This is a genomic window from Streptomyces sp. CA-181903 (assembly GCF_050937075.1).
GTDB lineage: Bacteria > Actinomycetota > Actinomycetes > Streptomycetales > Streptomycetaceae > Streptomyces.
In genome coordinates this window covers 6,114,871-6,140,499 of the sequence record NZ_JBNJLY010000001.1, presented here as the reverse complement: position 1 = coordinate 6,140,499, position 25,629 = coordinate 6,114,871, and the positions used below count along the sequence as shown (strand labels likewise).

General features: G+C 73.8%; 20 protein-coding genes and 2 pseudogenes. 6 read left to right on the top strand and 16 right to left on the bottom strand.

Annotation, left to right across the window (positions count from 1 at the left end):
• Positions 1–8: 8 nt before the first annotated feature.
• A complete protein-coding gene (locus ACQEVS_RS27320) occupies positions 9–632 on the bottom strand; it encodes an NAD(P)-dependent oxidoreductase (protein WP_433024497.1) in 624 nt (207 codons plus the stop codon).
• Between the two features lie 198 nt (positions 633–830).
• Between ACQEVS_RS27320 and ACQEVS_RS27315 the strand changes: the two genes are divergently transcribed.
• Positions 831–1,124: a winged helix-turn-helix transcriptional regulator gene (locus ACQEVS_RS27315; protein WP_433024495.1), complete on the top strand. Its 294-nt coding sequence runs from the start codon at positions 831–833 to the stop codon at positions 1,122–1,124.
• Between the two features lie 6 nt (positions 1,125–1,130).
• Here ACQEVS_RS27315 and ACQEVS_RS27310 read toward each other — a convergent pair whose 3' ends face one another.
• From ACQEVS_RS27310 to ACQEVS_RS27295, 4 genes are all read right to left on the bottom strand, one after another.
• A complete protein-coding gene (locus ACQEVS_RS27310; RefSeq protein ID WP_433024493.1) occupies positions 1,131–2,138 on the bottom strand; it encodes a TIGR03842 family LLM class F420-dependent oxidoreductase in 1,008 nt (335 codons plus the stop codon).
• A 21-nt stretch (positions 2,139–2,159) separates the two neighbouring features.
• Positions 2,160–3,560 carry a dihydropyrimidinase gene (gene hydA / locus ACQEVS_RS27305; RefSeq protein WP_433024489.1) on the bottom strand — a complete coding sequence of 467 codons (1,401 nt, stop codon included), beginning with the start codon at positions 3,558–3,560 and terminating at the stop codon, positions 2,160–2,162.
• Entirely contained in the window at positions 3,557–4,852 is a 1,296-nt protein-coding gene (locus ACQEVS_RS27300) for an aspartate aminotransferase family protein (RefSeq protein WP_433024487.1), read from the bottom strand. Before ACQEVS_RS27300 ends, hydA begins: the two co-directional genes overlap by 4 nt.
• Before the next feature lie 158 nt (positions 4,853–5,010).
• Positions 5,011–5,853: a nitrilase-related carbon-nitrogen hydrolase gene (locus tag ACQEVS_RS27295; RefSeq protein ID WP_433024485.1), complete on the bottom strand. Its 843-nt coding sequence runs from the start codon at positions 5,851–5,853 to the stop codon at positions 5,011–5,013.
• 245 nt (positions 5,854–6,098) lie between these two features.
• Here ACQEVS_RS27295 and ACQEVS_RS27290 point away from each other — a divergent pair, with 245 nt between their 5' ends.
• Positions 6,099–6,662, top strand: coding sequence for an isochorismatase family protein (locus tag ACQEVS_RS27290; protein WP_433024483.1), 564 nt, complete (start codon positions 6,099–6,101; stop codon positions 6,660–6,662).
• A 190-nt stretch (positions 6,663–6,852) separates the two neighbouring features.
• On the opposite strand, the gene ggt is transcribed toward ACQEVS_RS27290, so the two are convergent.
• On the bottom strand, positions 6,853–8,682 hold the full coding sequence (gene ggt, locus ACQEVS_RS27285) for a gamma-glutamyltransferase (protein WP_433024481.1): 1,830 nt from the start codon (positions 8,680–8,682) through the stop codon (positions 6,853–6,855).
• Between the two features lie 115 nt (positions 8,683–8,797).
• Positions 8,798–9,688: an SGNH/GDSL hydrolase family protein gene (locus tag ACQEVS_RS27280; RefSeq protein ID WP_433024479.1), complete on the bottom strand. Its 891-nt coding sequence runs from the start codon at positions 9,686–9,688 to the stop codon at positions 8,798–8,800.
• 778 nt (positions 9,689–10,466) lie between these two features.
• On the opposite strand from ACQEVS_RS27280, the gene ACQEVS_RS27275 reads away from it, so the two are divergent.
• Positions 10,467–10,919, top strand: coding sequence for an RrF2 family transcriptional regulator (locus ACQEVS_RS27275; RefSeq protein WP_433024477.1), 453 nt, complete (start codon positions 10,467–10,469; stop codon positions 10,917–10,919).
• A 205-nt stretch (positions 10,920–11,124) separates the two neighbouring features.
• Entirely contained in the window at positions 11,125–12,315 is a 1,191-nt protein-coding gene (locus tag ACQEVS_RS27270) for a globin domain-containing protein (protein WP_433024475.1), read from the top strand.
• A gap of 14 nt (positions 12,316–12,329) precedes the next feature.
• On the opposite strand, the gene ACQEVS_RS27265 is transcribed toward ACQEVS_RS27270, so the two are convergent.
• The 4 genes and pseudogenes from ACQEVS_RS27265 to ACQEVS_RS27250 all read right to left on the bottom strand — a co-directional run bounded on the left by ACQEVS_RS27265 (position 12,330) and on the right by ACQEVS_RS27250 (position 15,576).
• Positions 12,330–13,202, bottom strand: a complete 873-nt coding sequence (locus ACQEVS_RS27265) for an amino acid ABC transporter permease (protein WP_433024473.1) — start codon at positions 13,200–13,202, stop codon at positions 12,330–12,332.
• On the bottom strand, positions 13,199–13,843 hold the full coding sequence (locus ACQEVS_RS27260; protein WP_433024471.1) for an amino acid ABC transporter permease: 645 nt from the start codon (positions 13,841–13,843) through the stop codon (positions 13,199–13,201). Before ACQEVS_RS27260 ends, ACQEVS_RS27265 begins: the two co-directional genes overlap by 4 nt.
• Positions 13,840–14,817, bottom strand: a complete 978-nt coding sequence (locus tag ACQEVS_RS27255) for a glutamate ABC transporter substrate-binding protein (RefSeq protein ID WP_433024469.1) — start codon at positions 14,815–14,817, stop codon at positions 13,840–13,842. The genes ACQEVS_RS27260 and ACQEVS_RS27255 overlap by 4 nt, the downstream gene beginning before the upstream one ends.
• Before the next feature lie 16 nt (positions 14,818–14,833).
• Positions 14,834–15,576, bottom strand: a pseudogene (locus ACQEVS_RS27250) (amino acid ABC transporter ATP-binding protein).
• Positions 15,577–15,932: 356 nt separating this feature from the next.
• Here ACQEVS_RS27250 and ACQEVS_RS27245 point away from each other — a divergent pair.
• Entirely contained in the window at positions 15,933–16,733 is an 801-nt protein-coding gene (locus ACQEVS_RS27245) for a GntR family transcriptional regulator (protein WP_433024467.1), read from the top strand.
• 255 nt (positions 16,734–16,988) lie between these two features.
• Here the strand turns inward: ACQEVS_RS27245 and ACQEVS_RS27240 are convergent, their stop codons facing one another.
• Positions 16,989–17,429, bottom strand: a complete 441-nt coding sequence (locus ACQEVS_RS27240; protein WP_433024465.1) for a DUF6278 family protein — start codon at positions 17,427–17,429, stop codon at positions 16,989–16,991.
• A 149-nt stretch (positions 17,430–17,578) separates the two neighbouring features.
• Between ACQEVS_RS27240 and ACQEVS_RS27235 the strand changes: the two genes are divergently transcribed.
• Positions 17,579–19,435, top strand: coding sequence for an SGNH/GDSL hydrolase family protein (locus ACQEVS_RS27235; protein WP_433027941.1), 1,857 nt, complete (start codon positions 17,579–17,581; stop codon positions 19,433–19,435).
• A gap of 260 nt (positions 19,436–19,695) precedes the next feature.
• Here ACQEVS_RS27235 and ACQEVS_RS27230 read toward each other — a convergent pair whose 3' ends face one another.
• From ACQEVS_RS27230 to ACQEVS_RS27215, 4 genes and pseudogenes are all read right to left on the bottom strand, one after another.
• On the bottom strand, positions 19,696–20,475 hold the full coding sequence (locus ACQEVS_RS27230; RefSeq protein ID WP_433024463.1) for an exodeoxyribonuclease III: 780 nt from the start codon (positions 20,473–20,475) through the stop codon (positions 19,696–19,698).
• Between the two features lie 88 nt (positions 20,476–20,563).
• Entirely contained in the window at positions 20,564–21,208 is a 645-nt protein-coding gene (locus tag ACQEVS_RS27225; RefSeq protein WP_433024461.1) for an MBL fold metallo-hydrolase, read from the bottom strand.
• Positions 21,205–21,687 (bottom strand): carboxymuconolactone decarboxylase family protein, encoded by a 483-nt coding sequence (locus tag ACQEVS_RS27220; RefSeq protein ID WP_433024459.1) that lies wholly within the window; start codon positions 21,685–21,687, stop codon positions 21,205–21,207. The genes ACQEVS_RS27225 and ACQEVS_RS27220 overlap by 4 nt, the downstream gene beginning before the upstream one ends.
• Positions 21,688–24,701: 3,014 nt before the next feature.
• Positions 24,702–25,604 (bottom strand): annotated as a pseudogene (locus ACQEVS_RS27215) (alpha/beta fold hydrolase); the annotation flags it as partial.
• Between the last annotated feature and the right edge of the window lie 25 nt (positions 25,605–25,629).

The window sequence follows — 25,629 nt, the reverse complement described above, 5'->3', positions numbered from 1 at the left end:
CGCTCACGTCACACCCCGGCGATGCTCACCGTGCCCCCGCCCCCACCATGCTCGGTCTCGTCCAGCAGCCCCAGCGCGAAGTCCGCGTACGTGATGCGGTCGTCGGCGTCGCCGTGTTCGGCGATGCGGTAGCGCCCCGTCGGCGCGCCCTCGTGGTCGAAGTCGCCGGCCGGGGCCGCGTAGGTCCAGTTCAGAGTGGAGGTGCGGAGGAGTTCGAGGCCGGTGGCGTGGGCGAGGTAGAAGGGGCGGTATTCGTTGGGGTAGCCCGGTTCGTCCATCAGCGGGGTGCCGGAGGGGCCCGGGAGGACGGAGGCGAGGCCGACGACCGTCAGGCGGGGGACGCCCGCCTTTCGCAGGCCCTCGGTCAGGGCCCGGGTCGACGTCGTGAAGAAGTCGTGCGGGTTGCCGGACAGGTCGACGGCCGCCGAGATCGCCGCCTCGTGGTCCGCGGCCAGGTGTGCCACGGCCGCCTCGTCCGTCACGTCGCCCGCCTCCACCCGGGCCCCCGGCGGCAGGTCGCGGTGGCGGGACGGGTCGCGGACCACGGCGGTGACGGTGTGGCCCCGGCGGCTTGCCTCCGCCACCGCCTGACGGCCTGCCCTGCCACCCGCGCCGAAGATCACGATGTTCATGGGGACGCCTCTCAGCCGGGCCGGAGTCCTTCGCCCCGGCCTGTGCCGCGACCGTAGCCACCGGCCCGGTTACCTCCCGGATACCGGTCCGCGTGCGGCTATCGTGACGCCATGAGGGAACCCCTGCCTGCCGATATGTTCGACGAGTTGTGCCCTTCCTCGCTCAATCCGATCCGGTTCGGGGATAAATGGGCGCCTTTGGTCATTCGGTGTCTGGAGGGCGGGCCGCGGCGGTTCTCCGAGTTGCGGGTTCCCCTGCGGCGCGTCACGCCCAAGGTGCTCACCGCCTCGCTGCGCGGGCTGGAGCGGGACGGGTTCGTCGAGCGGACGGTGTACCCCGGTGCTCTCCCGCGCGTCGAGTACGACTTGACCCCGCTCGGGCGCAGCCTGCTCGGGCCGTTGGAGGCTGCCTGCGCCTGGGCCGGTGAGCATTGGGACGAACTGCTCGACGCGCGGGAGGCGTACGAGGAAGGGCGGCGGCGGGTCGGGTGAGTCGGGTCAGGCCGGCCCCGCCAGCGCCGGGATCACCCGTTCCCCGTACGCGTCGATCGTCGTCTCCTTCGCGTCGTGCATCGCGTACACCGCGAACTGGTCCACCCCCAGCGCCCGTAGTTCCTCCAGGCGCGCCACGTGTGCGTCCGCCGGGCCCAGGAGGCAGAAGCGGTCGACGATCTCGTCCGGGACGAAGTCCGTCGACGGGTTGCCCGCGCGGCCGTGGTGGCTGTAGTCGTAGCCCTGGCGTTGCTCGATGTACGCGGTGAGTGCCTCGGGGACGAGGCCCGAGTGGGCGCCGTAGCGGGTGACGAGGTCGGCGACGTGGTTGCCGACCATGCCGCCGAACCAGCGGCACTGTTCGCGGGCGTGGGCGAGGTCGTCCCCTACGTACGCGGGGGCGGCGACGCAGACCGTGACGGACGACGGGTCGCGGCCGGCCTTCTCCGCCGCGTCGCGGACCGCCTTGACCATCCACTCGGTGAGGAAGGGGTCGGCGAGCTGGAGGATGAAGCCGTCGGCCTCGCGGCCGGCCAGGGCGAGGGCCTTCGGGCCGTAGGCCGCCATCCAGACCGGGAGCCGGCCGTCGCGTACCCAGGGCAGGCGCAGCGGTGTGCCGCCGACGTCCGTCTCGCGGCCCTCGGCCAGGTCGCGGATGACGCGCATCGATTCACTCAGCGCGGCGAGGGTGTTGGGGCTGCGGCCCGCCACCCGCATCGCCGAGTCGCCGCGGCCGATGCCGCAGACCGTGCGGTTGCCGTACATGTCGTTGAGCGTGGCGAAAGTGGAGGCCGTGACCTCCGGGGCGCGGGTGGAGGGGTTGGTGACCATCGGTCCCACGACGAGCCGTTCGGTGTGTTCCAGGATGCGGCTGTAAATGACGAACGGTTCCTGCCACAGCACGGCGGAGTCGAACGTCCAGCCGTACCGGAAGCCGCGGCGCTCGGCGCGGCGCATCAGCTCGACGACGGCGGTGGCGGGCGGGTCGGTCTGCAGGACGAGGCCGAAGTCCAAAACTAACGCTCCTTAGGCGAATCAGCCGAGGTACTGGCAGGTGGTCCGCGGCACGTAGCGGCCGTGGCCCGTCCGGCCCGTGAACCGGCGTTCGTCGATGACGATCTCGCCGCGGGACAGGACCGTCTCGACGCGGCCGGTGATCTCCTTCCCCTCGTACGCCGAGTAGTCGACGTTCATGTGGTGCGTGGTGGCGGAGAGGACCTGCGTGGCCCGCGGGTCGTAGACGACGAGGTCGGCGTCGGCGCCGGGGGCGATGGTGCCCTTGTGCGGGGCGAGGCCGAACATCCGGGCCGGCGCGGCGCACGCGAGCTCGATCCAGCGGCGGCGGGAGATGCGGCCCTCGACGACCGCCTGGTGGAGGAGGTCCATCCGGTGCTCCACGCCCGGCAGGCCGTTGGGGATCTTGGAGAAGTCGCCCCGGCCCAGCTCCTTCTGGCCGGAGAAGCAGAACGGGCAGTGGTCGGTGGAGACGACCTGGAGGTCGTCCGTGCGCAGCCCGCGCCAGAGTGCCGCCTGGTGCTCACGTGGCCGCAACGGCGTCGAGCACACGTATTTCGCGCCCTCGAAACCGGGTTCCGCCAGGTTGTCGGTCGACAGGAAGAGGTACTGGGGGCAGGTCTCGCCGAAGACCGGCAGACCCGCGTCCCTGGCCCGCGCGAGCTCCGCGACCGCCTCCTCCGCCGAGACGTGGACGACGTACAGCGGGCTGCCGGCGACCCGCGCGAGCTGGATCGCGCGGTGTGTGGCCTCCGCCTCCAGCAGTGCCCTGCGGACCTCGCCGTGGTAGCGGGGGGCCGTCCTGCCCGCCGCCAGGGCCTGTTGGACGAGGACGTCGATCGCGATGCCGTTCTCGGCGTGCATCATGATCAGTCCGCCGTTCCCGGCGGCGCGCTGCATGGCCCGCAGGATCTGCCCGTCGTCGCTGTAGAACACCCCCGGGTAGGCCATGAAGAGTTTGAACGACGTCAGCCCTTCGCCCACGAGGAGATCCATCTCCTTGAGGGTGTCCTCGTTCACATCGGAGAGGATCATGTGGAAGGCGTAGTCGACCGCGCACTTGCCCTCCGCCTTGGCGTGCCACGCGTCGAGCCCCTCGCGCAGCGCCCGGCCCCGCGTCTGCACCGCGAAGTCGACGACGGTCGTGGTGCCGCCCCAGGCGGCGGCCCGGGTGCCGGTCTCGAAGGTGTCGGAGGAGGAGGTGCCGCCGAAGGGGAAGTCGAAGTGGGTGTGGGCGTCCACGCCGCCCGGCACGACGTACCTGCCGGTCGCGTCGATCACCCGGTCGGCCGTCCAGCCCCGGGCGACCGAGCTGCCGGCCGCCGCGAGCGCGGCCACCTTCCCGTCCTCGACGAGGACGTCGGCGTACGTCTCCTCGGCGGCGGTGACGACGAGGCCGCCCTTGACGAGGACCCTGGTCACGGGCGCTCCCCCTTCCCCGACTCGTCCTGCACCCGCCGCAGCGCCCGTTCCAGCGCCGCCGCGCCCTCCTCCGCCTCCGCGACGGTCAGGCTCAGCGGCGGGGCGATACGCAGGACGGTGCCGTCCCGGCCGCCCTTGCCGATCAACAGGCCCTCCTCCCGGGCCCGTTCGAGGGCCGCTCCCGTGGCGTCGGACGAGGTGAGCTCGACGCCGATCATCAGGCCCCGGCCGCGTACCTCCCGGACCACCGGCAGGCCGGCGGCGACGGCCCGGAGCCGTTCGGTCAGCAGGCCGCCGACGCGCCGGGCGTTGCCCTGGAGGTCGTGTTCGAGGAGGTGGGTGAGGTTGGCGAGGCCGGCCGCCATGGTGACCGGGCTGCCGCCGAAGGTGGAGATGGAGTTGGCCTCCAGGCAGTCCATCACCTCCGCGCGGGCGACGACGCCGCCGACGGACATGCCGTTGCCGATGCCCTTGGCGAAGGTGAGCAGGTCGGGCGGGCCGTTCTCGGCGTGGGCCTGCCAGCCCCAGAAGTGGTCGCCGGTGCGGCCCCAGCCGGTCTGCACCTCGTCGCTGATCCAGAGGATGCCGTGCCGGTTCAGGACTTCGCGGAAGGCCGCGTAGAGCCCGTCGGGCGGCGCGGTGAACCCGCCGACGCCCTGCACCGGTTCGGCGATCAGCGCGGCCACCGTCCCGTGCGCCTGCCCGAGCATGTCCTCCAGGTCGCGGACGCAGGCGGCGGTGAACGCCGCGTCGGAGAGGTGCGCGTACGGCCCCTGGGAGCGTACGGCGCCGTGCACGTACAGCGTCTGGAGCGGCGACAGACTGGTGGGCGACCAAGCGGTATTGCCGGTGATGCCCACGGTGGAGAAGGAGCGGCCGTGGTAGCTGTTGCGCATGGCCAGGATCTGGTTGGACCGCCGGTACGTCGTGGCCAGCAGCAGCGCGGCGTCGTTGGCCTCGGTGCCGGAGGTGGTGAAGAAGACGCGGGCGTCGGGGATGCCGCTCAGCGCCGCTACGCGCTCGGCCAGTTCGACCATGTGCCGGTCGAGGTAGAGGGTGGACGTGTGGAGGATCCGGCCGGCCTGGTCGGCGACCGCCTTGGTGACCTCGGGGAGCGCGTGGGCGGTCATGGTGGTGAGGATGCCGCCGAAGAAGTCGAGGTAGCGGCGGCCCTCGGCGTCCCAGACGTACCGGCCCTCGCCGTGGGTGAGTTCGATGGGCTCGGCGTAGTAGAGGGACAGCCAGGCGGGGAGGACGGCCCGGTGGCGGGCGTGGAGGCCGGGGGTGACCACAGGGCCTGGGACGGACTCCGACCCCGGCCCCGGCCCCGGCCCCCCGCTCGTGCTCCCCTTACTGCCCGCACTGCCCATACCACTCGTGCCGCTTGTACCACTCGTGCCGCTCGCACCGCCCATACCGCTGTCCCCAACGGCCCCGGCCGCTCCGCCGCTCACGGCCGCACCAGCCCATCGTACGCGTCGGGGCGCCGGTCCCGGTAGAACGCCCACTGCTGCCGGACCTCGTCGATCAGCCCGAAGTCCAGGTCCCGGACGACCAGTTCCTCCTTCGTGTCGCTGGCGACGTCGCCGACGAACTGCCCGCGCGGGTCGACGAAGTACGACGTGCCGTAGAAGTCGTTGTCGCCGTACTCCTCCCGCCCGACGCGGTTGATCGCGGCGACGAAGTACTCGTTGGCGACGGCGGCGGCGGGCTGTTCGAGCTTCCAGAGGTGCGCGGAGAGGCCGCGGGAGGTGGCCGAGGGGTTGTAGACGAGCTGGGCGCCGGCCAGGCCGAGTTGCCGCCAGCCCTCCGGGAAGTGCCGGTCGTAGCAGATGTAGACGCCGACCCGGCCGACGGCGGTGTCGAAGACCGGCCAGCCGAGGTTGCCGGGTTTGAAGTAGTACTTCTCCCAGAAGCCCTTGACCTGCGGGATGTGGTGCTTGCGGTACTTGCCGAGGTAGCTGCCGTCGGCGTCGATGACGGCGGCGGTGTTGTAGTAGAAGCCGGACTGCTCGACCTCGAAGACCGGCACGACGATCACCATGCCCGTCTCCCGGGCGAGTTCGCTCATCCGGCGCACGGTCGGCCCGTCGGGGACCGGTTCGGCCCAGCGGTAGTGCTCGCTCTCCTGGACCTGGCAGAAGTAGGGGGCGTTGAAGACTTCCTGGAAGCCGATCACCCGGGCACCCTGCGCGGCGGCGGCGCGGGCGTGCTCCTCGTGTTTGGCGATCATCGATTCGGTGTCACCGGTCCAGCCGGCCTGGACCAGTGCGGCGCGCACAACTGTGGTCATGAGCTGCTCCTCCGCCGGGACGTGATGCCGGACTCCGCGTGCCGGACCCCGCGACGCCGGGCATGCGCGATGCCGGGCACACGGGAAGCGGGGCATGCGGAATGCCGAGCTACGCGCGAAGATCCGCGTGCCTGCGACCGTATGACCCGGCACCCGCCGAGGCAAGACCGACGCGACCTTTGGATGCCGCTGACACTAAACAGGAAACCTTGTCAGTTTGTCTGTGTGGTGCCTAGGGTGAGGATATGCCTGCCACCGCGCTCGACCCGCAGACCGCCCTCGTCCTCGTCGACCTCCAGAAGGGCATCACCGCCCTTCCGACCAGGCACCCCGCCGACGAGATCGTCGCCCGCGCCGCCGAACTGGCCGCGTCCTTCCGCGCCCGCGGCCTCCCCGTCGTCCTGGTCCGCGTCGTCGGCGCGGCACCCGGCCGTACGGAAGCCGGGCACCGCTCGGGCGAACGCCCCGCCGACTTCGCGGACCTCCGTCCCGAACTCGGCCGCGCGGACGACGACATCGTCGTCTCCAAGCGCACCTGGGGCGCCTTCCACGACACCGGCCTCGACGACCGGCTGCGCCGGCTCGGCGTCACCCAGCTCGTCCTGGCCGGGATCGCCACCGGCATGGGCGTGGAGTCCACGGCCCGCGCCGCGCACGAGCACGGGTACCACGTGACGGTGGTGACGGACGCGGTCACGGACGTCGACCCGGAGCGGCACCGGAATGCCGTCGAGCGGGTGTTCCCGCTGCTGGGCGAGACCGATACGGCGGAGGCGGTCCTCCGGCTGCTCGGATCACAGGGGTCCTAGCGGCCGGTGGGGCGCCCGGCGAGATGCCCCACCGGACCGATGACGAGCCACCCCACCGGGCCGGCGAGACGCCAACCGGTCCGGTGGCGAGCCACCCCGCCGGACCGGCGAGACGCCTCGTCGGCCCGGCGAACCGCCACGGCTGGGTGCCCCACCGGTCCGGCAAGGCACCCCACCATCCCGCCGCGGCTCACCGCCCCGGCCGCACCACCATCGCGGACCCGCCGCCGCGCCGCACCTTCTCCGCGGCGGCCAGCCACCGCCCGTCCGGCAGCCGTTCGACGCCCGTCGCGGCGCCGATGAAGGACGGGTTCAGCTTGAACACATGTCCCTTCGCCTCCAGTTGGCGGCGGACGGAGCTGTTCCACAGCGCCTGTTCCGCGTCCGTCGTCGCGCCGTTGCGCTGGCTGGCGCGCGGCGCGGCGATGGCGTCGACCAGCGGCATCCCGCGGTCCACGTGGTTGAGCAGCGTCTGGAGCACGGTGGTGATGATCGTCGCGCCGCCCGGCGAGCCCAGCGCGAACTTCAGCTTCCCGTGGTCGAGGACGATCGTCGGCGAGATCGACGAGCGCGGGCGCTTGCCCGGGCCGGGCAGGTTCGGGTCGTGGACGCCCGGGCTGACCGGGGTGAACGAGAAGTCGGTCAGCTCGTTGTTGAGCAGGAAGCCGCGGCCGGGCACGGTGATGCCGCTGCCGCCGGTCTGCTCGATGGTGAAGGTGTACGAGACGACGTTCCCCCACTTGTCGGCCACCGTCATATGGGTGGTCTGCTGCCCCTCGTACGGGGTGGGGGCGGACCGGCCCGTCGTGGCGCAGGGCTTGGGGTGGCGGGGGTCGCCGGGGGCGAGCGGGCTGGTCAGCGCCCGGCTGTCCTTGATCAGGCAGGCCCGCGAGGCCGCGAACCGCTTCGACGTCAGCGCCGCCGTGGGCACCTTCTCCTGCGCGGGGTCGCCGATCCACCGGTTGCGGTCGGCGAACGCGATCCGGCTCGCCTCCAGGTAGCGGTGCAGGTACGTCTTGTCGTCGAGCTTGCGGAGGTCGCTCTTCTCCAGGACGTTCAGCGCCTCGGCGACGGCGATCCCGCCGGAGGCCGAGGGGCCCATCCCGTAGACGTCGAGCCCCCGGTAGGTGGTGTGGGTGGGGCCCGGGCGCTTGACGGTGTACGCACGCAGGTCGCGTTGGGTCAGGTCACCGGCGCGTACGACGCGGTGCGCGCCGGAGGCGACGGGGGGCTTGCGGACGGTACGGACGACGTCGCGCCCCACCTCGCCGCCGTACATCGCGCCGATGCCCCGCTTGCCCACCAGCTCGTAGGTGCGGGCGAGGTCGGGGTTCCTGAGCGTGGAGCCGACGGCCGGGAGCTTCCCGCCCGGGAGGAACAGGCGGGCGGTGGCGGGGAAGTCGCGGAAGCGCCGCTCGTTGTCGGCGGTCTGCTGCCGGAAGGTCTCGTCGACGGTGAAACCCTTGCGGGCCAGCCGCTCGGCGGGCTTCAGCACCTGGCCGAGCGATCGGCTGCCCCAGGACCGCAGCGCCGCCTCCCAGGTGGCGGGGGCGCCGGGGACGCCGACGCTCCGGCCGCTGGTGACGGCCTCCTCGAAGGGGATCGCGTGCCCCTTCTCGACGAACAGGTTCTTGTCCGCGCTCAGCGGCGCCCGCTCGCGGCCGTCGATGGTGAAGACCTTGCGGGCCTTCGCGTCGTAGTAGACGAAGTAGCCGCCACCGCCGATGCCCCCGGAGTACGGCTCGGTGACGCCGAGGGCGGCGGCGGTGGCCACCGCCGCGTCGACGGCGTTGCCACCGCCCTTGAGCACCTCGATGCCGGCGGCGGAGGCGTCGGCGTCGACGCTCGCGACGGCACCGCCGCGGCCCACCGCCAGCGGGGTCTTGGCGGGGCCGCGGCCGGCGCCTTGAGCGGTGTCGGGGCCGGCCTGAGCGGCGGCCGGCATGATTCCGAGTCCGGCCACGAGAGCGGCCGTCGCGCAGAGCACGGTCGTTCGCCGGCGCGCTGGCGGTCTTGCCATGGGTACCTCCCTGTCGGCTGAGAGGCCCCGGACCCTACTCGCAGGCCCCCTCCGCCGACAGGGCGCGACACGGCTGCCGCTCGGACTTCCGTTCAGATGTCGTACGGACTTCCGCTCAACGGCCTCGCGCCTGAGTGATCACCGGCTTGGCCATCGCCCGCTCGCCGTCGGCGTTCGGGTGGAAGGGCGCGGCCGGACGGGCGGGCTGGGCCCCCTCGATCCAGCGGTCGGCCTGCGGGCGGCAGACGTCGTGACCGACGGTCGCGCGGTAGGTGTCGGCGTACCGGACGTGCGCCTTGCGCGCCTGCTGCTTCAGCATGGCGTTGAGCTTCTTCTCGGTGTCGCGCAGGTACGACGTGTCCCCGGCGGCGATCGGGACGTTCGGGAAGCAGCCGACACCGCTGTCCGGCATGATCGACGGGTAGCCGACGAGGACGACGCGGGCGTGCGGGGCGCGCTGGTGGACGGCCTTGAGGACGCGGGCGACCTTGGGGGCGGCGTCGGCGATGCGCTTGTTCAGCAGGTCGCCGCCGTCGGCCGCGGTGTACTTCTTGCGGCACGGGGCGCCGGCCGGGTCGGAGACGGAGAGCTGGGCGCAGGCGCCGATGATCTCGCCGAAGCCGATGTCGTTGCCGCCGATGCCGAGGGTGACCAGGCGGGTCTTCTTGCCGAGGGCGTTCAGCTGCGGGGCGTTGGCGCCCTGCGCGCGCCACATGTCGTCGGTCTTGGCGCCGCTGCAGCTGACGTCCCTGAACGACTTCTGGTGCAGCGCCTTCGCGGTGAGCGACGGGTAGTTGACGCTGGAGCGGGCGCAGTCACCGCCGCTCTGGGTGGGTACGCCGGGCGCGGAGGTGTACGAGTCGCCGAGGGCGACGTAGCGCTCGCCGCCGTGGGCCGGGGTGGCGGCCGTGGCGGGGGCGGCGGCCCCCGCCGCCAGGGCCGTGGCCGCGCCGACCGCCGCCAGCACCTTGCCGTACCGCCCGCCGTGTGCGCCTGCGTCTGCCACTACTGCCTCCGGAGAATCGGTGATGGTTCCAGGCCGACCGCGCCCCGGGAAACGTCGCCGGGGGCCGTCGAACACGGCAGTCAGACTCGCCCCGTGATGACCGTCTGTCAATCTCACGAGGCTTTAGGCGAACCACTGGTACCGGCCGTCACTCGGCCGCACGTATCGAACGGGGGCCGTCCGAGCGGCCGTTCCGCCGCACGCGGTGTCAGACGGGGGGGTGCGGGTGGGCGGCGGCGGTCGGCGGTCGGCGGTCGGCGGTGGATGGTCGGCGGAACGGCGGCCCGGCCCGCGCCGGCACGCCGGGGCACCGCGCGGACGTGACGCCGGATCACCGGCCGCTCGCGTCCGACGGCCCTCTTCGCACCGCGCCGTACACCGTGCACCGTGCGCCGCGCACCGGTCCGGTCCGGTCCGACACTGAAGCGGTCCCGGTCGCGGACACCCTACCCGCGAGCCGACGCATGGCCGCCCGGGGGCGCCGGCCACCGGCTGGGAACTCCTCGCCGGTCCCGGCGGCGCGGGAGACCGGTCCGCCAGCGGGCCCCGCGTCCGGCGCGGTCCGCGACGTGCGCCGCCCGCCCCGCACGCGGCGCCGCCGGACCGGCACCCCCGGCGCCCGCCCGTACCCCGTCGCGGCGGGTGGCGGCGCACGTCGCGGACCGCCGCCGGGGGACAGCAGGACCACACGGCAGCCGGGCAGACCGGGCCTCCCCCAGGACCGCCCACGACCACCCCCTAATACGACTCTGAAAGTCCGATTAGGTAGAGTACAAGTGTGCGACTGACCAAGAGCACGGACATCGCCCTGCGCATCGCCATGCGCCTGGCCGTGACGTCCGGCGGTATCGAGACCGCCGCGCCGACCACCCGAGAGGTGGCGGCCGCGGTGGGGGTGCCGTATACGCACGCGGCCAAAGTGGTCAGCCGTATGACGCACCTGGGGGTCGTGGAGACCCGGAGGGGCCGGGGTGGCGGGCTGGCGCTCACCTCCCTGGGGCTGACGGGTTCGGTGGGCCGGCTGGTGCGTGCCCTGGAGGGGGCGGGGGACGTCGTCGGCTGCGAGGACGATCCGCCATGCCCGCTGCGTGGGGCCTGCCGCCTGCGGGGGGCGCTGCGCGACGCGCAGGAGGCGTTCTTCGCCGCGCTCGACCCGATCACCGTTGAGGACCTGGTCCGGCAGCCCACCGGGCCGGTCCTGCTGAGCCTGACCACCAGGCCCGACGGCTGACCCGGCCGGACCCCACCCGGCCCGACTCGAACCGGCCCGTCCCGACTCGAACCGGCCCGGTCCAAGCCGAACCGACCCGGTCCAAGCCGATCCACACCACCGACCCGACGACCCGGCGCCGCCCGCCACGCGGCGCCCGCACACCCTGAAATACGAGTCCTGGATGCGCATTATCCATCCCGGGCGCGAACCGTAAGGAGCCGCCGTGCTGTCCCCGAAGTCGACCGAGATCGTCCGCGCGACCCTGCCCGCCGTGGGCGGGGCCATCGGCGAGATCACCCCGCTCTTCTACGACAAGCTGTTCGCGGAGCGTCCCGACCTGCTGCGGGACCTCTTCAACCGCGGCAACCAGGCCAACGGCTCGCAGCGCCAGGCCCTCGCGGGCGCCATCGCCGCGTTCGCCACCGCGCTGGTGGAGCACCCGGACGTCCGGCCGGACGCGATGCTGTCCCGTATCGCGCACAAGCACGCCGCGCTCGGCGTCACCGCGGAGCAGTACGAGCTGGTCCAGCGGCACCTCTTCGCCGCGATAGTCGAGGTCCTGGGCGAGGCGGTGACCCCCGAGGTCGCCGCGGCCTGGGACGAGGTCTACTGGCTGATGGCCAACGCGCTGATCGCCCTGGAGTCCCGGCTGTACGAGGGCGCGGGCGTCCCGGCCGGCGAGGTGTTCGTGCCCTGCCGCGTCGTGGCCCGCCACCGGGAGACCGCGGACGTCGCCACCTTCGAGGTCCGCCCGCTCGACGGCCGGGAGCTGCCCGCCGGCCGGCCCGGCCAGTACGTCTCCGTCCGGGTCGAACTGCCCGACGGCGCACGGCAGATCCGCCAGTACAGCCTCTCCGGCCGGCCGGACGACGCCCTGCGGTTCTCCGTCAAGCGCGTCCCGGGCGACCCGGCGGGCGAGGTCTCGAACCACCTCCACGACCACGTGGACGTGGGCGCGGAGCTCCGGGTCAGCCTGCCCTTCGGCGACGTGGTGCTGGAGGAGGGCGACCGTCCGGTCGTGCTCGTCTCCGCGGGCATCGGCTGCACCCCGATGGCCGGCATGCTCGCCCACCTGGCCGCGTCCGGCTCCACCCGCCGCGTGATCGTCGTCCACGCCGACCGCAGCGAGGCGGACCACGCCTTCCGGGAGGACGTGCTCCGGCTCGTCGAGAAGCTGCCGGACGCCGAGGCGCACTTCTGGTACGAGCGCCCCGAGGGCGAGTGGCCGGCCGGGCGCACCGGCTACGCGGACCTGTCCGCGATCGACGTCCCGGCCGACGCCGTGGTGTACCTGTGCGGCCCGCTCCCCTTCATGCGGGCGGCGCGGGCGCAGCTGCTGGCGGCGGGCGTCGCGGCGGCGGACCTGCACTACGAGGTGTTCGGCCCCGACCTGTGGCTGGGCGCGGACGCCTGATCCGCCGGACGGCGCTAAGGGTGTGTGTGGTGCCCGGCCGGGCCGGGGAGCAGCGTCCCCGGCTCGGCTGGCGCCACCTCCACCGCCTCCGTCTTGACGCTGCGCCGCTGCCGCTTGGCGACCCAGGTGGCCAGCCAGGACAGCAGCATGCACATCCCGATGTACACCGGCGAGATGATCATGACGACGGGGATGAACGGCAGCCCGTAGTCCAGGTTCCCCGCGATCAGCTTGCCGGCGTGCAGGAACTCCTCGTAGGTGATGAGGAAGCCCAGCGAGGTGTCCTTCAGGGCGACGACGAGCTGGCTGATGATCGTCGGCAGCATCGCCCGGACCGCCTGCGGCACCAGGACGTACGTCATGACCTGCGTCTTGTGCATCCCGAGCGCGTAGGCGGCCTCCCGCTGGCCGCGCTCGACGGAGTCGACGCCGGTGCGGAAGACCTCGGCGAGCACCGACCCGTTGTAGAGGGTGAGGCCGGTGACGAGGGCGGGCAGCGGCTGGACCTTGAGGGCGACGAAGACGAAGAAGATCATCACCAGCACGGGCATGGCCCGGAAGAACTCCACCACCACGGTGGCCGCCCAGCGGAGCGGCCGGTGGTCGGAGAGCCGCCCGGCCGCCAGCAGCCCGCCGAGGACGAGCGAGAACGCGGCGGCGTACCCGAAGGCGCGGAGGGTGTTGGCGAGGCCGCGCAGCAGCATTTCCTGGATGCCGACGTACTCGAACGGCGCCCACTTCCGCGCGGTGAACTGGTCCGTGTCGAAGAGGAGGTACACCACCCAGCCGACGAGGGCGGCGATGGCGACGCCCGCGATCAGGCCGTAGAGGCGGTGGCGCCGGCGGGCGTGCGGGCCGGGGACGTCGTACAGGGCGGTTCCGGTCACCGGGCCACTCCCCAGCGCTTCTCCAGCACGTTGAAGACCGCGCTGATGGTCAGGGTCACGATCAGGTAGCCGACGGCGATCCAGACGAAGGTCCAGACGATGCCGTAGCCGAGCTCGTTGAGCGTCTTGTAGGTGCCCAGCAGCTCGGTGACGCTGAAGGAGCCGGCGATGGCCGAGTTCTTGGCGAGGGCGATGAGGGTGGAGCCGATCGGCGGGATCACCGAGCGGAACGCCTGCGGCAGGATCACCGTGCCGAGCGTCTGCCCGAAGGTCATGCCGAGGCTGCGGGCGGCCTCGCCTTGGCCGACGGGCACGGTGTTGATGCCGGAGCGGACGGCCTCGCAGATGAACGCCGAGGTGTAGCAGCCGAGCGCGAGCACCGCGAACAGCCGGAACGGCAGCACCACGCCGAACCGCGGCAGGCCCAGCACCACCGCGAAGAACAGCAGCGTCAACGGCGTGTTGCGCAGGACCGTCACCCATACGGTGCCGAAGGCGCGCAGCGAGGCGACGGGCGCGACGCGGAAGGACGCCATCAGGAAGCCGAGGACGAGGGCCAGCAGCGAGCCGTAGACGGTGAGTTCGACGGTGCCGAGCAGGCCGTCGCCGTAGAGGGAGAGGTTGTCGGTCAGGACGTTCACGGCGCGGACCTCCCGGTGCCGTAGCGGTCGACGGCCGGCGGCTTGGGCGCGGGGACGCCGGAGCGGCCGAGCGTCGCGTCGTACGCCTTCTTCCAGTCGCCGTTCCGCTCGTGCTCCTCGATGGCGTCGTCGAGGGCCAGGCGCAGCGCGGTGTCGCCGCGCGGGACGCCGATGCCGTACGGCTCCTTGGAGAACGGCTTCCCGGCGATCTTCAGCTCGTCCGGGGCCTTGGCGGCGAAGCCCATGAGGATGGTGTCGTCGGTGGTGACGGCGGAGACCTGGAGGCTGAGGAGGTTGTCGACGCAGATGGAGTACGTGTCGTAGGCGACGGCCTGGGCCTTGGGGAACTCCCGCCGGAGCCGCTGGAGCGGGGTGGACCCGGCGACCGAGCAGACCCGCTTCCCGTCGAGGTCCTGGGGCCCCTCGATGCCCTTCTCGTTCTTGCGCACCAACAGCCCCTGCCCGGCGACGTAGTACGGGCCCGCGAAGCCGACCTGGCGTTTGCGCAGGTCGTTGATGGTGTACGTGCCGACGTAGTAGTCGATCTGGCCGTTCTGCAGGGCCGTCTCGCGGTTGGCGGAGGCGATGGTGCGGAACGCGAGGGTCTTGGGGTCGAAGCCCAGGGAGGCCGACATCATCCGGGCGATCTCGATGTCGAAGCCGGAGTACGCGCCGGTGGCGGGGTCCCGTTCGCCCAGGTAGGGCTGGTCCTCCTTGACGCCGACGGTGAGGTGGCCGCGCCCCTTGGCGGCGCGCCAGGTGGACGAGTCCGGCGGGGTGAAGCCGGTGGCGACGCGGTACGCGGGGAGCTCCCCGGGTGCCGGGCCCTTGATCGGCGGGCTGCCCTCCTTGCCGCAGGCGGCGGTGAGCAGGGCGAGGGCCGTGAGGACGGTGAGGGCGGCGAGGGCGCTCAGGACCCGGCGGGCGGTGCGGTGTGCCGGCGTGCGGTGGGGGCGGTGCGTGCGGTGTGCCATGTGCTGCGTCACCCGCTCAGTGCTTGAGGATCTTGGAGAGGAAGTCCTTGGCCCGGTCGCTCTCGGGGGCCGTGAAGAACTCCTCGGGAACGCGGTCCTCGACGACGCGGCCGTCGGCCATGAAGACCACGCGGTTGGCGGCGGAGCGGGCGAAGCCCATCTCGTGGGTGACGACGACCATCGTCATGCCCTCGCGGGCGAGCTGCTGCATCACCTCCAGCACCTCGTTGATCATCTCCGGGTCCAGGGCGGAGGTCGGCTCGTCGAAGAGGAGCGCCTTGGGGTCCATGGCGAGCGCGCGGGCGATGGCCACGCGCTGCTGCTGGCCGCCGGAGAGCTGGGCCGGGTACTTCTCCGCGTGGGCCAGGAGCCCCACCCGTTCCAGGAGTTCACGCGAGCGCCGGTCGGCCTCTTCCTTGCCCCGGCCGCGGACCTTCGTCTGGGCCAGCGAGACGTTGGCGAGGACAGTCTTGTGCGCGAAGAGGTTGAAGGACTGGAAGACCATCCCCACCTCGGCCCGCAGCCGGGCGAGGGCCCGGCCCTCCGCCGGGAGCGGCTGCCCGGCCAGGGTGATCGTCCCGGAGTCGATCGGTTCCAGCCGGTTGATCGTCCGGCACAGCGTGGACTTTCCGGAGCCCGACGGGCCGATGATCACCACCACCTCCCCCGGCCGACCGTGAGGTCGATGTCCCGGAGGACGTGCAGCTTCCCGTAGTACTTGTTGACGCCACTCAGTTCGATCAGCGGATCGACGGCCATGCTCTGCCCAACTCACTCTCGCCCTGTCCGGAGGCTCGCCCTGTCCAGAGGCCCGCCCCGTACGGAAGCTGACCCTGTCCGGAGGCTCACCCTGTTGCGGAGGCTCGCCGCGTCCGGAGGCTCACCCAGTCCGGAGGCCCGCACCGGCCGGTCGGAGCAACCTATCCAGGGGCGTTCCGGGACGTCACCGGCGACACGCGTACGGAACGGTACGAGGTCGGCATTTCCTCCGGCGGCTCCACCGCTCTCCCCTCCTCCCCCGCGCTGTCCACCTGGGCTTTCCTAGGTACACAGACCCAGCCTGGGTACCTAGCCTGTGGGTCCGAATGGGGGAACCAGGGGGAAGGGAGCCCGGAGTGGGCGACAGCAGGCCCGTATATCTGCGCATCGCGGACGACCTGCGGCGGCGCATCGACGACGGTTCACTGACCGTCGGCGCCCGGATCCCCTCCCGTTCCGAGCTCAAACGGGCCTACGCGGCCAGCGACCAGACCGTCGACCGGGCGGTCCGGGTGCTCAAGGCCGCGGGGTACGCGGAGGGGCAGTTCGGGCGCGGGGTGTTCGTCGCCGACCGGGCGCCGCTGGGCACCCTGCTGCGGACCACGGGCGCGGTCGACACCCCGTTCGCGGCGGAGATCCACACCGCCCGCGACCACCACACGATCAGGGACCAGCGGCCGCCGTGCGTTCGCCCGTCCGGGGGAACCGCGCTGACCTGGGAGGCGGCCTCCACCGAGACTCCCGCGCCGGCGCGGATCGCCGAGCGGCTGGGCATCGTCCCGGGCGATCCGGTGCTGCGCACGGAGTACGAGTACCTGGCCGACCGCCGCCCGGTGCAGCTCGCCACCAGCTGGGAGCCGCTGGCCGTCACCGCCGGCACCGACGTCGTCCACCCCGAGCACGGTCCGTACGCCCGCCGGGGCGTGCGCGGCCGGCTGGCGGCCATCGGCGTACGGGTCGTCCGGGCCCGCGAACTCGTCGGCTCCCGCCCGGCCACCACACCGGAGGCGGAGGCGCTGGGCTGCGCCGCCGGGCAGTGCGTCACCGTCGTCGAACGGACGCACTTCGACGGGGACGGGCGGGCGGTGGAGACGTCGGACATCGTGGTGCGGGCGGACCGGTGGCGGCTGGAGTACGTGATTCCGTTCACGGGGTGAGGGGCCGGTCCCCGGCGGATGAGGGGCCGATCACCGGCGGGTAAGGGGCCGGTCCCCGGCGGGTGAGGCGGGTGAGGCGGGCGCGGAACCTCCCGCGCGGCCCGGCGCGAACGTTCCCCACGACGGTCCGGTACGGATGTTCCCCACGACGGCCGGGGCGGGCGTCGGCCGACGACGGCCGGGGCACGCACGTCCGGCCTCCGGCACCCGGCGCTCCGCGCCGCCGCGTTCCGCCGTCAGTTCCGCGTTCCCCCGTCAGTTCTCGGAAAGCTCGGCGTACACCTGGGAGAGCTCCGGGGCGCCGTCCTCCGCCCAGGCGTGCCCGGTCTCGACCACGTCCACCTCACGGCCGCCGGCGAGCAGGACCACCGGCTGGCCGTCGGAGCGGATGTGCCAGGCCGCGCCGCCGACCGTGCGGACCAGCACCGTCCCCAGGTACAGCCCCGCGTCGTTGCCCAGCCAGGACTGGAGCTCCTCGTCGCCGCGCCAGCGCGGCTGCAACTGGTCGAGGGCCTCCAGGGAGGACGGCCCGTCGTCGAGCGCGACGCCCGCCGACTGCGCCTGCGCGCGCAGCAGTTCGCACTCCGACAGCAGCTCGGCCAGGCCCTCCGGGTCCCAGTCGGCCGTGCCGTGCGCGGCGCCCCCGCGTGCCGCGTCGTGCCGCCTGCGCCAGCCGTCCAAAAAGGGAATGTTCATACCGGCAAGGATCGCACTCGTGCAGATGGCCCCACCACCCGCGCGCGACGGGACGACGTGACCTGGCGGCCTCCTTGACGTGGTTCCGTGGTCTCCCTAACTTCATCCCGCCACATTCGGCGTGGGGAATCACGGGAGGCATGAGACGCATGCTCCGGACAGCGCACGGAACGGCACGCACGGAACGGCGGCACAGACGGCGGGGCGCGGCGGGAGCCGTCGTGGTGGGGGCGGTCTGCGCCGTCGCCTTCGCGAACTCCCCGGCGCTCGCCCGCCCCGGCGCACCGGCAGAACCGGCGAAGGAGCCGCTCCCTCTGGAGCGGCTCTTCGACAACAAGGCGGTGAGCGACGACGCCCGGCCCCGGGAGGCGGACTTCGACGGAGCGGGCGGATCCTTCTCCGCCCAGGACCTCGCCGCGGCGGGCTGGACGCCCGGCAGGGAACTGCCGATCGACGGCTCCGCGCTGCGCTGGCCGCGCTCGGTGCCCGGCACCCCCGACAACGTCCGCGCGGCCGGGCAGACGGTCCGGCTGCGCGGCCGGGGTGACGCGCTCACCTTCCTCGTCGCGGGGAGCGCGGCGGCCGGGCCGGGCGGTGACGTCAGCGGCACCGGGACCGTCCACTACCGCGACGGTTCCCACAGCACGTACCGACTGACCGCCCCCGACTGGCGGCGCGGCCCGCTGACCACCAAGGCCGTCGGCCTCCCCCACCTCAACACCCCCGGCGGGCGCAGGACCGAGACCACCCGGCTGCACGCGGTGACCGTGCCGGTCGTCCGCGGCCGGGAGGTGGAGTCGGTCGTCCTGCCGCAGGCCCCCCGCGCGGCGACCGGACTGCACGTCTTCTCCATGGCGCTGCGCGCTCCCACGAACGAGTGGACCGGCAGCTGGGCGGCTCCCACGTCCGGGTACACGGCCGTCGGGCCGTGGAAGGACCGGACGCTGCGGCTGGTGGTGCACGCCAGTGCGGGCGGGCCGCGGACCCGGGTCCGGCTGGAGAACACGTTCGCGGCCGAGCCGGTGCGGATCGGCCACGTGACCGTCGCCGTGCAGAGGAAGGGCGCGACAGCCGCGGCCGCGCCCCGGACGCTCACGTTCGGGGGAAAGCAGGCGGTCGTCCTGCCGGCCGGGACGCAGCGGTTCAGCGATCCGCTGGGGTTCACGGTGCCGCCGGACACCAGCCTGCTGGTGAGCGTCCATCTGCCCGGCACGGTACGGGCGTTGCCCGTGCACAACTACACCAACCAGCGGTCCTACCTGACCGCCGACGGCGGCGGCGACCGGACGGCCGACCGGGACGCGGGCGCGTACACCGGGACGCTCGCCACCTGGCCGCTGCTCACCGGCGTCGACGTCGGCGACGGCCCGGGGTCGGTGGTCGCGCTCGGCGACTCGATCACCGACGGCGAACGGTCCACCCCCGACGCCAACGGCCGCTGGCCCGACCTACTGTCCCGGCGGCTGCGCGCCCAGCACGCGGTCCCCGCGTACGGCGTGCTCAACAGCGGGATCTCCGGCAACCGGGTCGTCGACGACCGCTACCAGGGCAGCGGCCCGAGCACCACGCTCAGCGGCGTCAGCGCCGGCCACCGGCTGGAACGCGACGTACTGGCGCAGTCCCAGGCCCGGACGGTGATCGTCTTCGAGGGTGTCAACGACATCCGCGCCGGCACCACCGCCACCCAGGTGATCGCCGCCCTGCGGTCGATCGCGGACCGGGCGCACGAGCGCGGCCTGCGGGTCGTCGCGGCGACCATCGCGCCCTGCGGCGGCTTCTACGACTGCACGGCGGCGGCCGACGCCCAGCGGACGGCGATCAACCGCCACATCCGGCAGAACGGCGGCCTGTACGACGCGGTCTTCGACTTCGACGCCGCCATCCGGGACCCGCGACACCCGGAACGGATGCTGCCGCGCTTCGACGGCGGAGACCATCTGCACCCGAACGACGCGGGGATGAAGGCGTTCGCGGACGCGGTGGATCTGCGGCGGTTGGTGGGATGAGGGTGGTTCCGTAGGGATCGGGTCCCGTAGGGATCGGGTTCCGTAGGGATCGGGTCCCGTAGGGATCGGGTTCCGTAGGGATCGGGTTCTTATAGGGACGACCGGGCGCGGGCCCGCCGGGCTGGGACCGCCGGCGGGCTCAGCGGCCGGCGTGGGCCGCGGCGGCCCCGAGTACCTCGACGTCGCGGGTCATGCGCTCCAGGACGAGGACGGCCGTGCGGTACTCGTCCCGGGAGATGCCTGCGGCGGAGCGGCAGGACCTAGACGTCCAGGTCGACGACGACCGGCGCGTGGTCCGACGCGCCCTTGCCCTTGCGCTCCTCGCGGTCGACGTACGCGTCCTTGACCGCGCCCGAGAACGCCGCGTTGCCGTACACGAGGTCGATGCGCATGCCCCGGTTCTTCGGGAAGCACAGCTGGCGGTAGTCCCAGTACGTGTACGGGTGGTCGTACTTCAGCGGCCGGGGCACGACGTCGGACAGGCCGGTGTCGCGCAGGGCGGCGAGGGCGGCGCGCTCGGCCGGGGTGACGTGGGTGGCGCCCTCGAAGACGGCCGGGTCGTAGACGTCGTCGTCGGTCGGCGCCACGTTGTAGTCGCCGAGGACGGCGAACGGGCGGTCGCCCGCCGCGTCGGCGGCCACGGCGTCGCGGAGCGCCTCGAACCAGCGGAGCTTGTAGCCGTAGTGGTCGTGCTCGACATCCCGGCCGTTCGGGACGTAGACCGACCAGACGCGGGCGGCCCCGCAAGTGGCGGAGATGGCCCGGGGCTCCTGCGCCCCCTCGAAGTCCGGGCCGCCCGGGAGGCCGGTCACCACGTCGGCGATGCCGACGCGGGAGAGCACGGCCACGCCGTTCCACCTGCCGGTGGCGTTGACCGCGGCCTCGTAGCCGAGGCCGCGCAGCTCCTCGTACGGGAACACGTCCGCGGCGCACTTGACCTCCTGGAGGCACAGCACGTCCGGACGGCTGCTCTCCAGCCAGGCCAGCAGCCGGGGCAGGCGGGCGGTGATCGAGTTCACGTTCCAGGTGGCGATGCGCATGCGGCCACCCTAACGGGAGGGTCTGACAACGCCCGTTTCCGCAGGTGGAAGGGGGTGGGGTCAGGGCCGGGGGCTCAGGGCCGAGGGCTCAGAGCTCGACGCTCTCCCCCGACGCCAGCCGGGAGTGTTCCGCCCCGCCGACGCCGGGGCCGTCCGGGCCGAGCATCCGGTCGTAGACGGGCCGCGCCAGGTCGGTGAGGAGCGCGTCGTGGACGTCGAAGGCCCGGCGCGGCGCGACCTCGCGGAGGTAGTCGATGACGTCGCCGACCCTGTTCCACGGCGCCATGACCGGCACCATCAGCGTGTCCACCGGCCGGCCGGGGACGGTGAGGGCGTCGCCGGGGTGGAAGAGCGTGCCGTCCACGAAGTAGCCGACGTTGGTGATCCGTTCGAGGTCCGGGTGGATCACGGCGTGCAGCTGCCCGTGCACCTCGACGTCGAACCCCGCGGCCGTGAAGGCGTCGCCCTCGCCGACGGTGTGCACCCGCCCCGGGAACGCGGCCGAGAGCCGCTCGGCGACGCTCCGCAGCGTCCACAGTTCGGCGGCGGGGTTCGCCTCCAGGGCGGCCCGCAGCCGGTGCGCGTCGAAGTGGTCCGGGTGCTCGTGGGTGACCAGCAGGGCGTCCGCCCCGAGGGCCGCGTCCTCCTCCGTGAACCCGCCGGGGTCGATGACGAGGGCGCGGCCTTCCTTCTCCAGACGGACGCAGGCGTGACCGTACTTGGTGAGTTTCATGTCCACATGATGGCGCTAAGGGTGCGCGTCGGGACGACCGAGCGCGCTGTCCTCGGGGACGGCTCCGGCCGGCCGGACCCGTCCCCCATGACCGGCCGGATCGCGGCGAAGGCGGCCCGGGCGGCGGGCAGCCCCGCGTAGAGGGCCGTGTGCCGCAGGGCCTCCTGGATCTCGCCCGGCGTGACCCCCAGCCGGAGCGCGGCCCGGGCGTGGCCGGGGAGCTCCTGGAGGTGCCCGCCGGTGGTGAGCGCGGTGAGGGTGAGCAGCGCCCTTGTCCGCGGGTCGAGGCCGGGGCGGGACCAGCTCTCGTCCCAGGTGACGCGGGCCGCGAAGTCCTCGAACTCGCGCGTGAACGGATCCACGCCGGCCGCCTGGCCATGCGCCTCGCCGTGCGCCTCCCCCAGCGCCCGCCGCCGCACGTCGAGCGCTCCCGCCTGGGTGCCCGCGCCCGCGCTTCCGGCGTCGGCTCCCGGCTCCACGACGGTCAGCGCGTCGGCGGAGTACGCGCCTCCGGCCCGGTGGCGGGCGCGGGGGCACGGGGTGTTCGGGTGTCGGTGGGGGCGCCGGCGGGGGCGGTCGCGTCCGATTCGTGCGCGGTGGCGGCGGCCAGAGGTGCGGAACCGGCGGGCCGGGCACCCTCCCGGCGGGCGACTTCGGTGGGGGTGTCGGGGGTGGGAGTGGGGAGGGTGCTGGGGGTGACGGTGGTGCTGATGTCGGTGCCGGGGTCGGTGCCGGCGCCCGTACGGGTCCCGGTTTCCGCCCCGGCGGGCCGTCCGTTGCCTCCGAGGGCACCGGAGGCCGCGCCGACCCCCACACCCGCCGGGCCACCGGCCCCCTCCTGCTGCCCCCTCGCCCCAAAGGCGGCCTGCCGACCCACGCCCACCCCGATACCCGTCCTTCCGGAGGTGCGGCGGGGGCTCGGGCGGTCGGTGGCGGTGGCGGTGGTGACCGGGGACATCTCGGTGGTGGGCACGTCCACGCGGGCCTGCTCCACGGCCGACGATCCGTCGCCGGAACGGACGGCCGAATCGGGTGCGGACGACTGGGTCGCGTCGGTCGTAATCGGCACATCTGCCCGAACCCGCTTCCCGGTTGGCCCTCCGGCACCGGGAAGGCCGGCCGCATCAGGTGCGGACCCGACGGGCAGGTCGGCGGTCGGCGCGGCCACCTGGGCCGATTCCACGGCCGACGCCGCGGCGCCGGGGTGGACCGCTGAACTCGACGCCGGGACTGCGGACATGTCGGCGGTCGGCACGTCCACCCGAACCTGTCCCACGGTCGGCGTTCCGGCGCCGGAACGGGCCCCCGAACCCGGCGCGGAGACTGCGGACCCGTCGACGGCGAACACGTCCTCGTGCGCCCGCTTCGGAGCCGAAGCGCCCTCCCCGGAACCGGTCACCACTGGGTCCGGTGCCGCCCCCGCGGACATGCCGGCAGTCGGCGCGTCCGCTCGGGCGAAGCCGGGAGCGGGCCCGGCTACACCAGGTGCCTTGCCGGCAGCCGCCACCGAACCAGGCGCGGAGAGCGCCGACATGTCGGTCGCGGGCACATCGACACGGGCAGCTTTCGGGGCGGAGCCACCCGCATCGGGTGCCTTCGTGACGGCAGTCGCCGAACCAAGTACCGGGAGGGCCGACATGTCGGTCGTCGGGACATCCACCCGGGCGCCGTCCGGGCCCGGATCAACCACACCGGTCGCCTTACGGACAGCCCCCACCGAATCAGGCGTGGAGAGCACCGACATGTCGGTCGTCGGCACATCGACGCGGCCGGAACCCGGCGCCGTCGCCTTGTCAGCCCCCGCCGCCACAGTGTGCCCACCCAACGGGGGCACGTCAGCGGCGAGCGCATCACCAGCAGGCCCGTCGGCGGAACCCGCCTGCGCCGCCTCGCCGTTCACGCCGTCCAGGGCACCGCGACGGCTCGCCGAACCCGGCGCGGACAGCGAGGACATGTCGGTTGTGGGCACATCCACACGAGCGGAGTCCGCCGACGCGGCACCGCCCTCGTCCGCACCGCGCTCGTTCGCACCGCGCTCGTTCGCACCGGCCTCGGGACGGCTCGCCGGCGCAGGCGCGGACAACGGGAACATGTCCGTCGTCGGCACGTCAACCCGAGCCGGGCCCGGGGCGGCACCACCCGCTGCGGAGGCTGCGGCACCGGCCCCCGGGCGCGCTTCCGCCGACTCGTCGACTCCCCCGGATCGCGATGCCGGGACGGACGGGGTCAGCGCGGACATGTCCGTGGTCGGCACGTCCACCCGTGCGGGGCTCCCCTGCCCTGCCGGAGGCGCCCCCGCGTCCGTACGCGGACCCGCGCCCGCGTCCGTACGCGGACCTACTCCCGCGTCCTCGACGCCGCTGCCGCCGACTCCCGCGAACGGGCCGGGGGCAGGCCGGGCGGAATGGGACGCTCCTCCCTGGGCCGAGGCCGGCGGCTCGGTGGCACCGTGCCCGGAGCCGGGCAACGGCGAGGGTCCGGACGTGCCAGGGAACGGGCCGAAACCGCCCTCGACGCGGCCGGGGACGGGAGGGCCGTAGGTCGTCGGCGCGCCTTCGGTCATCGGGCCGCCCGCGCCCGTGGAAGAGCCGCCGGGGGCCGCCGCCGCGTACGGGCTGTCGGCCGGCGGGCCCACCGGGCCGAAGACGTCGGCCCGCAGCGTCCCGTTGCGGAGCATGGCCTCCGGTCCGCGGGCCGCCGGGGGCGTCGGCGGCTGGGGGCCGTTGGCCGGGCCGAAGGACCCGGGGACCGCGCCGAAGGGCGCCGGATCCGGGGCGGGGGCCGGTATGCCGCCCGCCAGGGGCGGCCCGAACACGCCGTGCGGCACGTCCGCGCCGCGGGGCGGCGGCCAGCCCGCGGGCGGCCCCTCGGCGAAGGCGGCGGACGGCACCGGCCCGTCCCCGAGCACGATCGGCGGCAACAACGCCGTCGGCGCCTCGCCGGGAGCCACGCCCGGCGGCGCGGCAGGAGCGGCCGCGAACGGGTCGGCGGGAGCGACGGGCGGCGAACCGCCGGGCGCGCCCGCGGCGGCCGGAGACGGTCCGGTGGGTACGGACAGCCCGGCAGCCGGCCCCGGAACGGCCGTCGCCGAGCCGGGAGGAGCCGTGGCGGACACGCCCGGGCCGGCCGGGGACGTGACGGGGGCGCCCGAGGAAGGAGCGGCGTGCACGCCCGAACCACCAGGCACACCCCCGGCGGCGGACGGCAGACCCGGCCCACCGGGCTCCGGCAGGCCGGCGGAACCACCCGCGCCGGTAGTCGCGGACGGGCCGGTGGACGTGACCGGAGGGACCGGGGAAGGGCCGGCGTGCACGCCCGGACCACCGGACGCACCTCCGGCAGACGGCATGCCCGGCCCGCCGGGCTCCGAGCGGCCGGCAGGACCGCCCATGCCGGCCGCAGACGGGCCGACGGACGTGACAGGAGAAACCGAGGACGCGCCCGAAGAGAGGCCGACGTGCACGCCCAAGCCACCGGACGCACCCCCGGCGGACGGCATGCCCGGCCCGCCCGGAGGGGTAGGCCCGGCCGGGTCGGCCGGTGCGACCTGCGGCGTCCCGGGGCCCGTACCGGGACCGACGCCCGCGCCCGTACCGCGCCCTCGTGGGGGCCGCCGCTGCCAGTCCGCCGTGAAGTGGCCCACCAGCAGATCGGTGACGGCGGCGGGCTGTTCGACGGGGGCAAGGTGGCGGGTGCCGGGGACGACGGCCAGGCGGGCGTCGTGGATGCCGGCGACCAGGACGCGGGCGTCGGCGGGCGGTGTCACCTGGTCCTCGGCGCCGACGAGCACCAGCGTGGGCACACCGACCCGGTCGAGGCCGGAGCGGACGTCGAAGGCGGCCAGCGCCTCGCAGGCGGCGGAGTAGCAGGGGACGTCGGTGGTGCGCACCATGTGGACGGCCCAGTCCACTATGGCGGGCTGGGCCGCGGCGAAGGCGGGGCTGAACCAGTTCTCGGGCGCGGCCCGCGCCGCGGGGTCGAGACCGTGGGAGCGGGCCTCGGAGGCCCGTACGCCCCAGCCGTCCGCCGTGCCGAAGCGGGCGGCCGACCCGATGAGGGCGAGGGAGCCGAGCCGTTCCGGGCCGCGCAGGGCCAGGTCGGCGCCGATCGCGCCGCCGATGCAGCAGCCCGCGTAGCCGAAGTGCTCGACGCCGAGGGCGTCGAGGGTGGCGAGCAGCCGGTCGGTGAGCTCGCCGACCGTGACCGCCGGGTGGGCGGGCGCGCCGCCGTGGCCCGGCAGGTCGTAGCGGAAGACCCGCCATTGGCGAGTGAGTTCCGGCACCTGCCGGTCCCACATATGCCATGTGGTACCCAGCGCGGGGCCCAGGACCAGGACCGGGGCGTCTTCTGGCCCGTCGAAGCGGTATTGCAGGGTGTTCGCCGGTGTCTCGCTCACCCGCCAGACCCTCTCATCCGGCACG

Excerpts from the sequence above, each read along its gene's own strand:
- ACQEVS_RS27295 (WP_433024485.1), bottom strand. The coding sequence starts at position 5,853 with ATGACCACAGTTGTGCGCGCCGCACTGGTCCAGGCCGGCTGGACCGGT.
- ACQEVS_RS27240 (WP_433024465.1), bottom strand. The coding sequence starts at position 17,429 with ATGAACATTCCCTTTTTGGACGGCTGGCGCAGGCGGCACGACGCGGCA.
- ACQEVS_RS27255 (WP_433024469.1), bottom strand. The coding sequence starts at position 14,817 with ATGGCACACCGCACGCACCGCCCCCACCGCACGCCGGCACACCGCACC.
- ACQEVS_RS27235 (WP_433027941.1), top strand. The coding sequence starts at position 17,579 with ATGCTCCGGACAGCGCACGGAACGGCACGCACGGAACGGCGGCACAGA.
- ACQEVS_RS27230 (WP_433024463.1), bottom strand. The coding sequence starts at position 20,475 with ATGCGCATCGCCACCTGGAACGTGAACTCGATCACCGCCCGCCTGCCC.
- ACQEVS_RS27290 (WP_433024483.1), top strand. The coding sequence starts at position 6,099 with ATGCCTGCCACCGCGCTCGACCCGCAGACCGCCCTCGTCCTCGTCGAC.
- ACQEVS_RS27225 (WP_433024461.1), bottom strand. The coding sequence starts at position 21,208 with ATGAAACTCACCAAGTACGGTCACGCCTGCGTCCGTCTGGAGAAGGAA.
- ggt (WP_433024481.1), bottom strand. The coding sequence starts at position 8,682 with ATGGCAAGACCGCCAGCGCGCCGGCGAACGACCGTGCTCTGCGCGACG.
- ACQEVS_RS27320 (WP_433024497.1), bottom strand. The coding sequence starts at position 632 with ATGAACATCGTGATCTTCGGCGCGGGTGGCAGGGCAGGCCGTCAGGCG.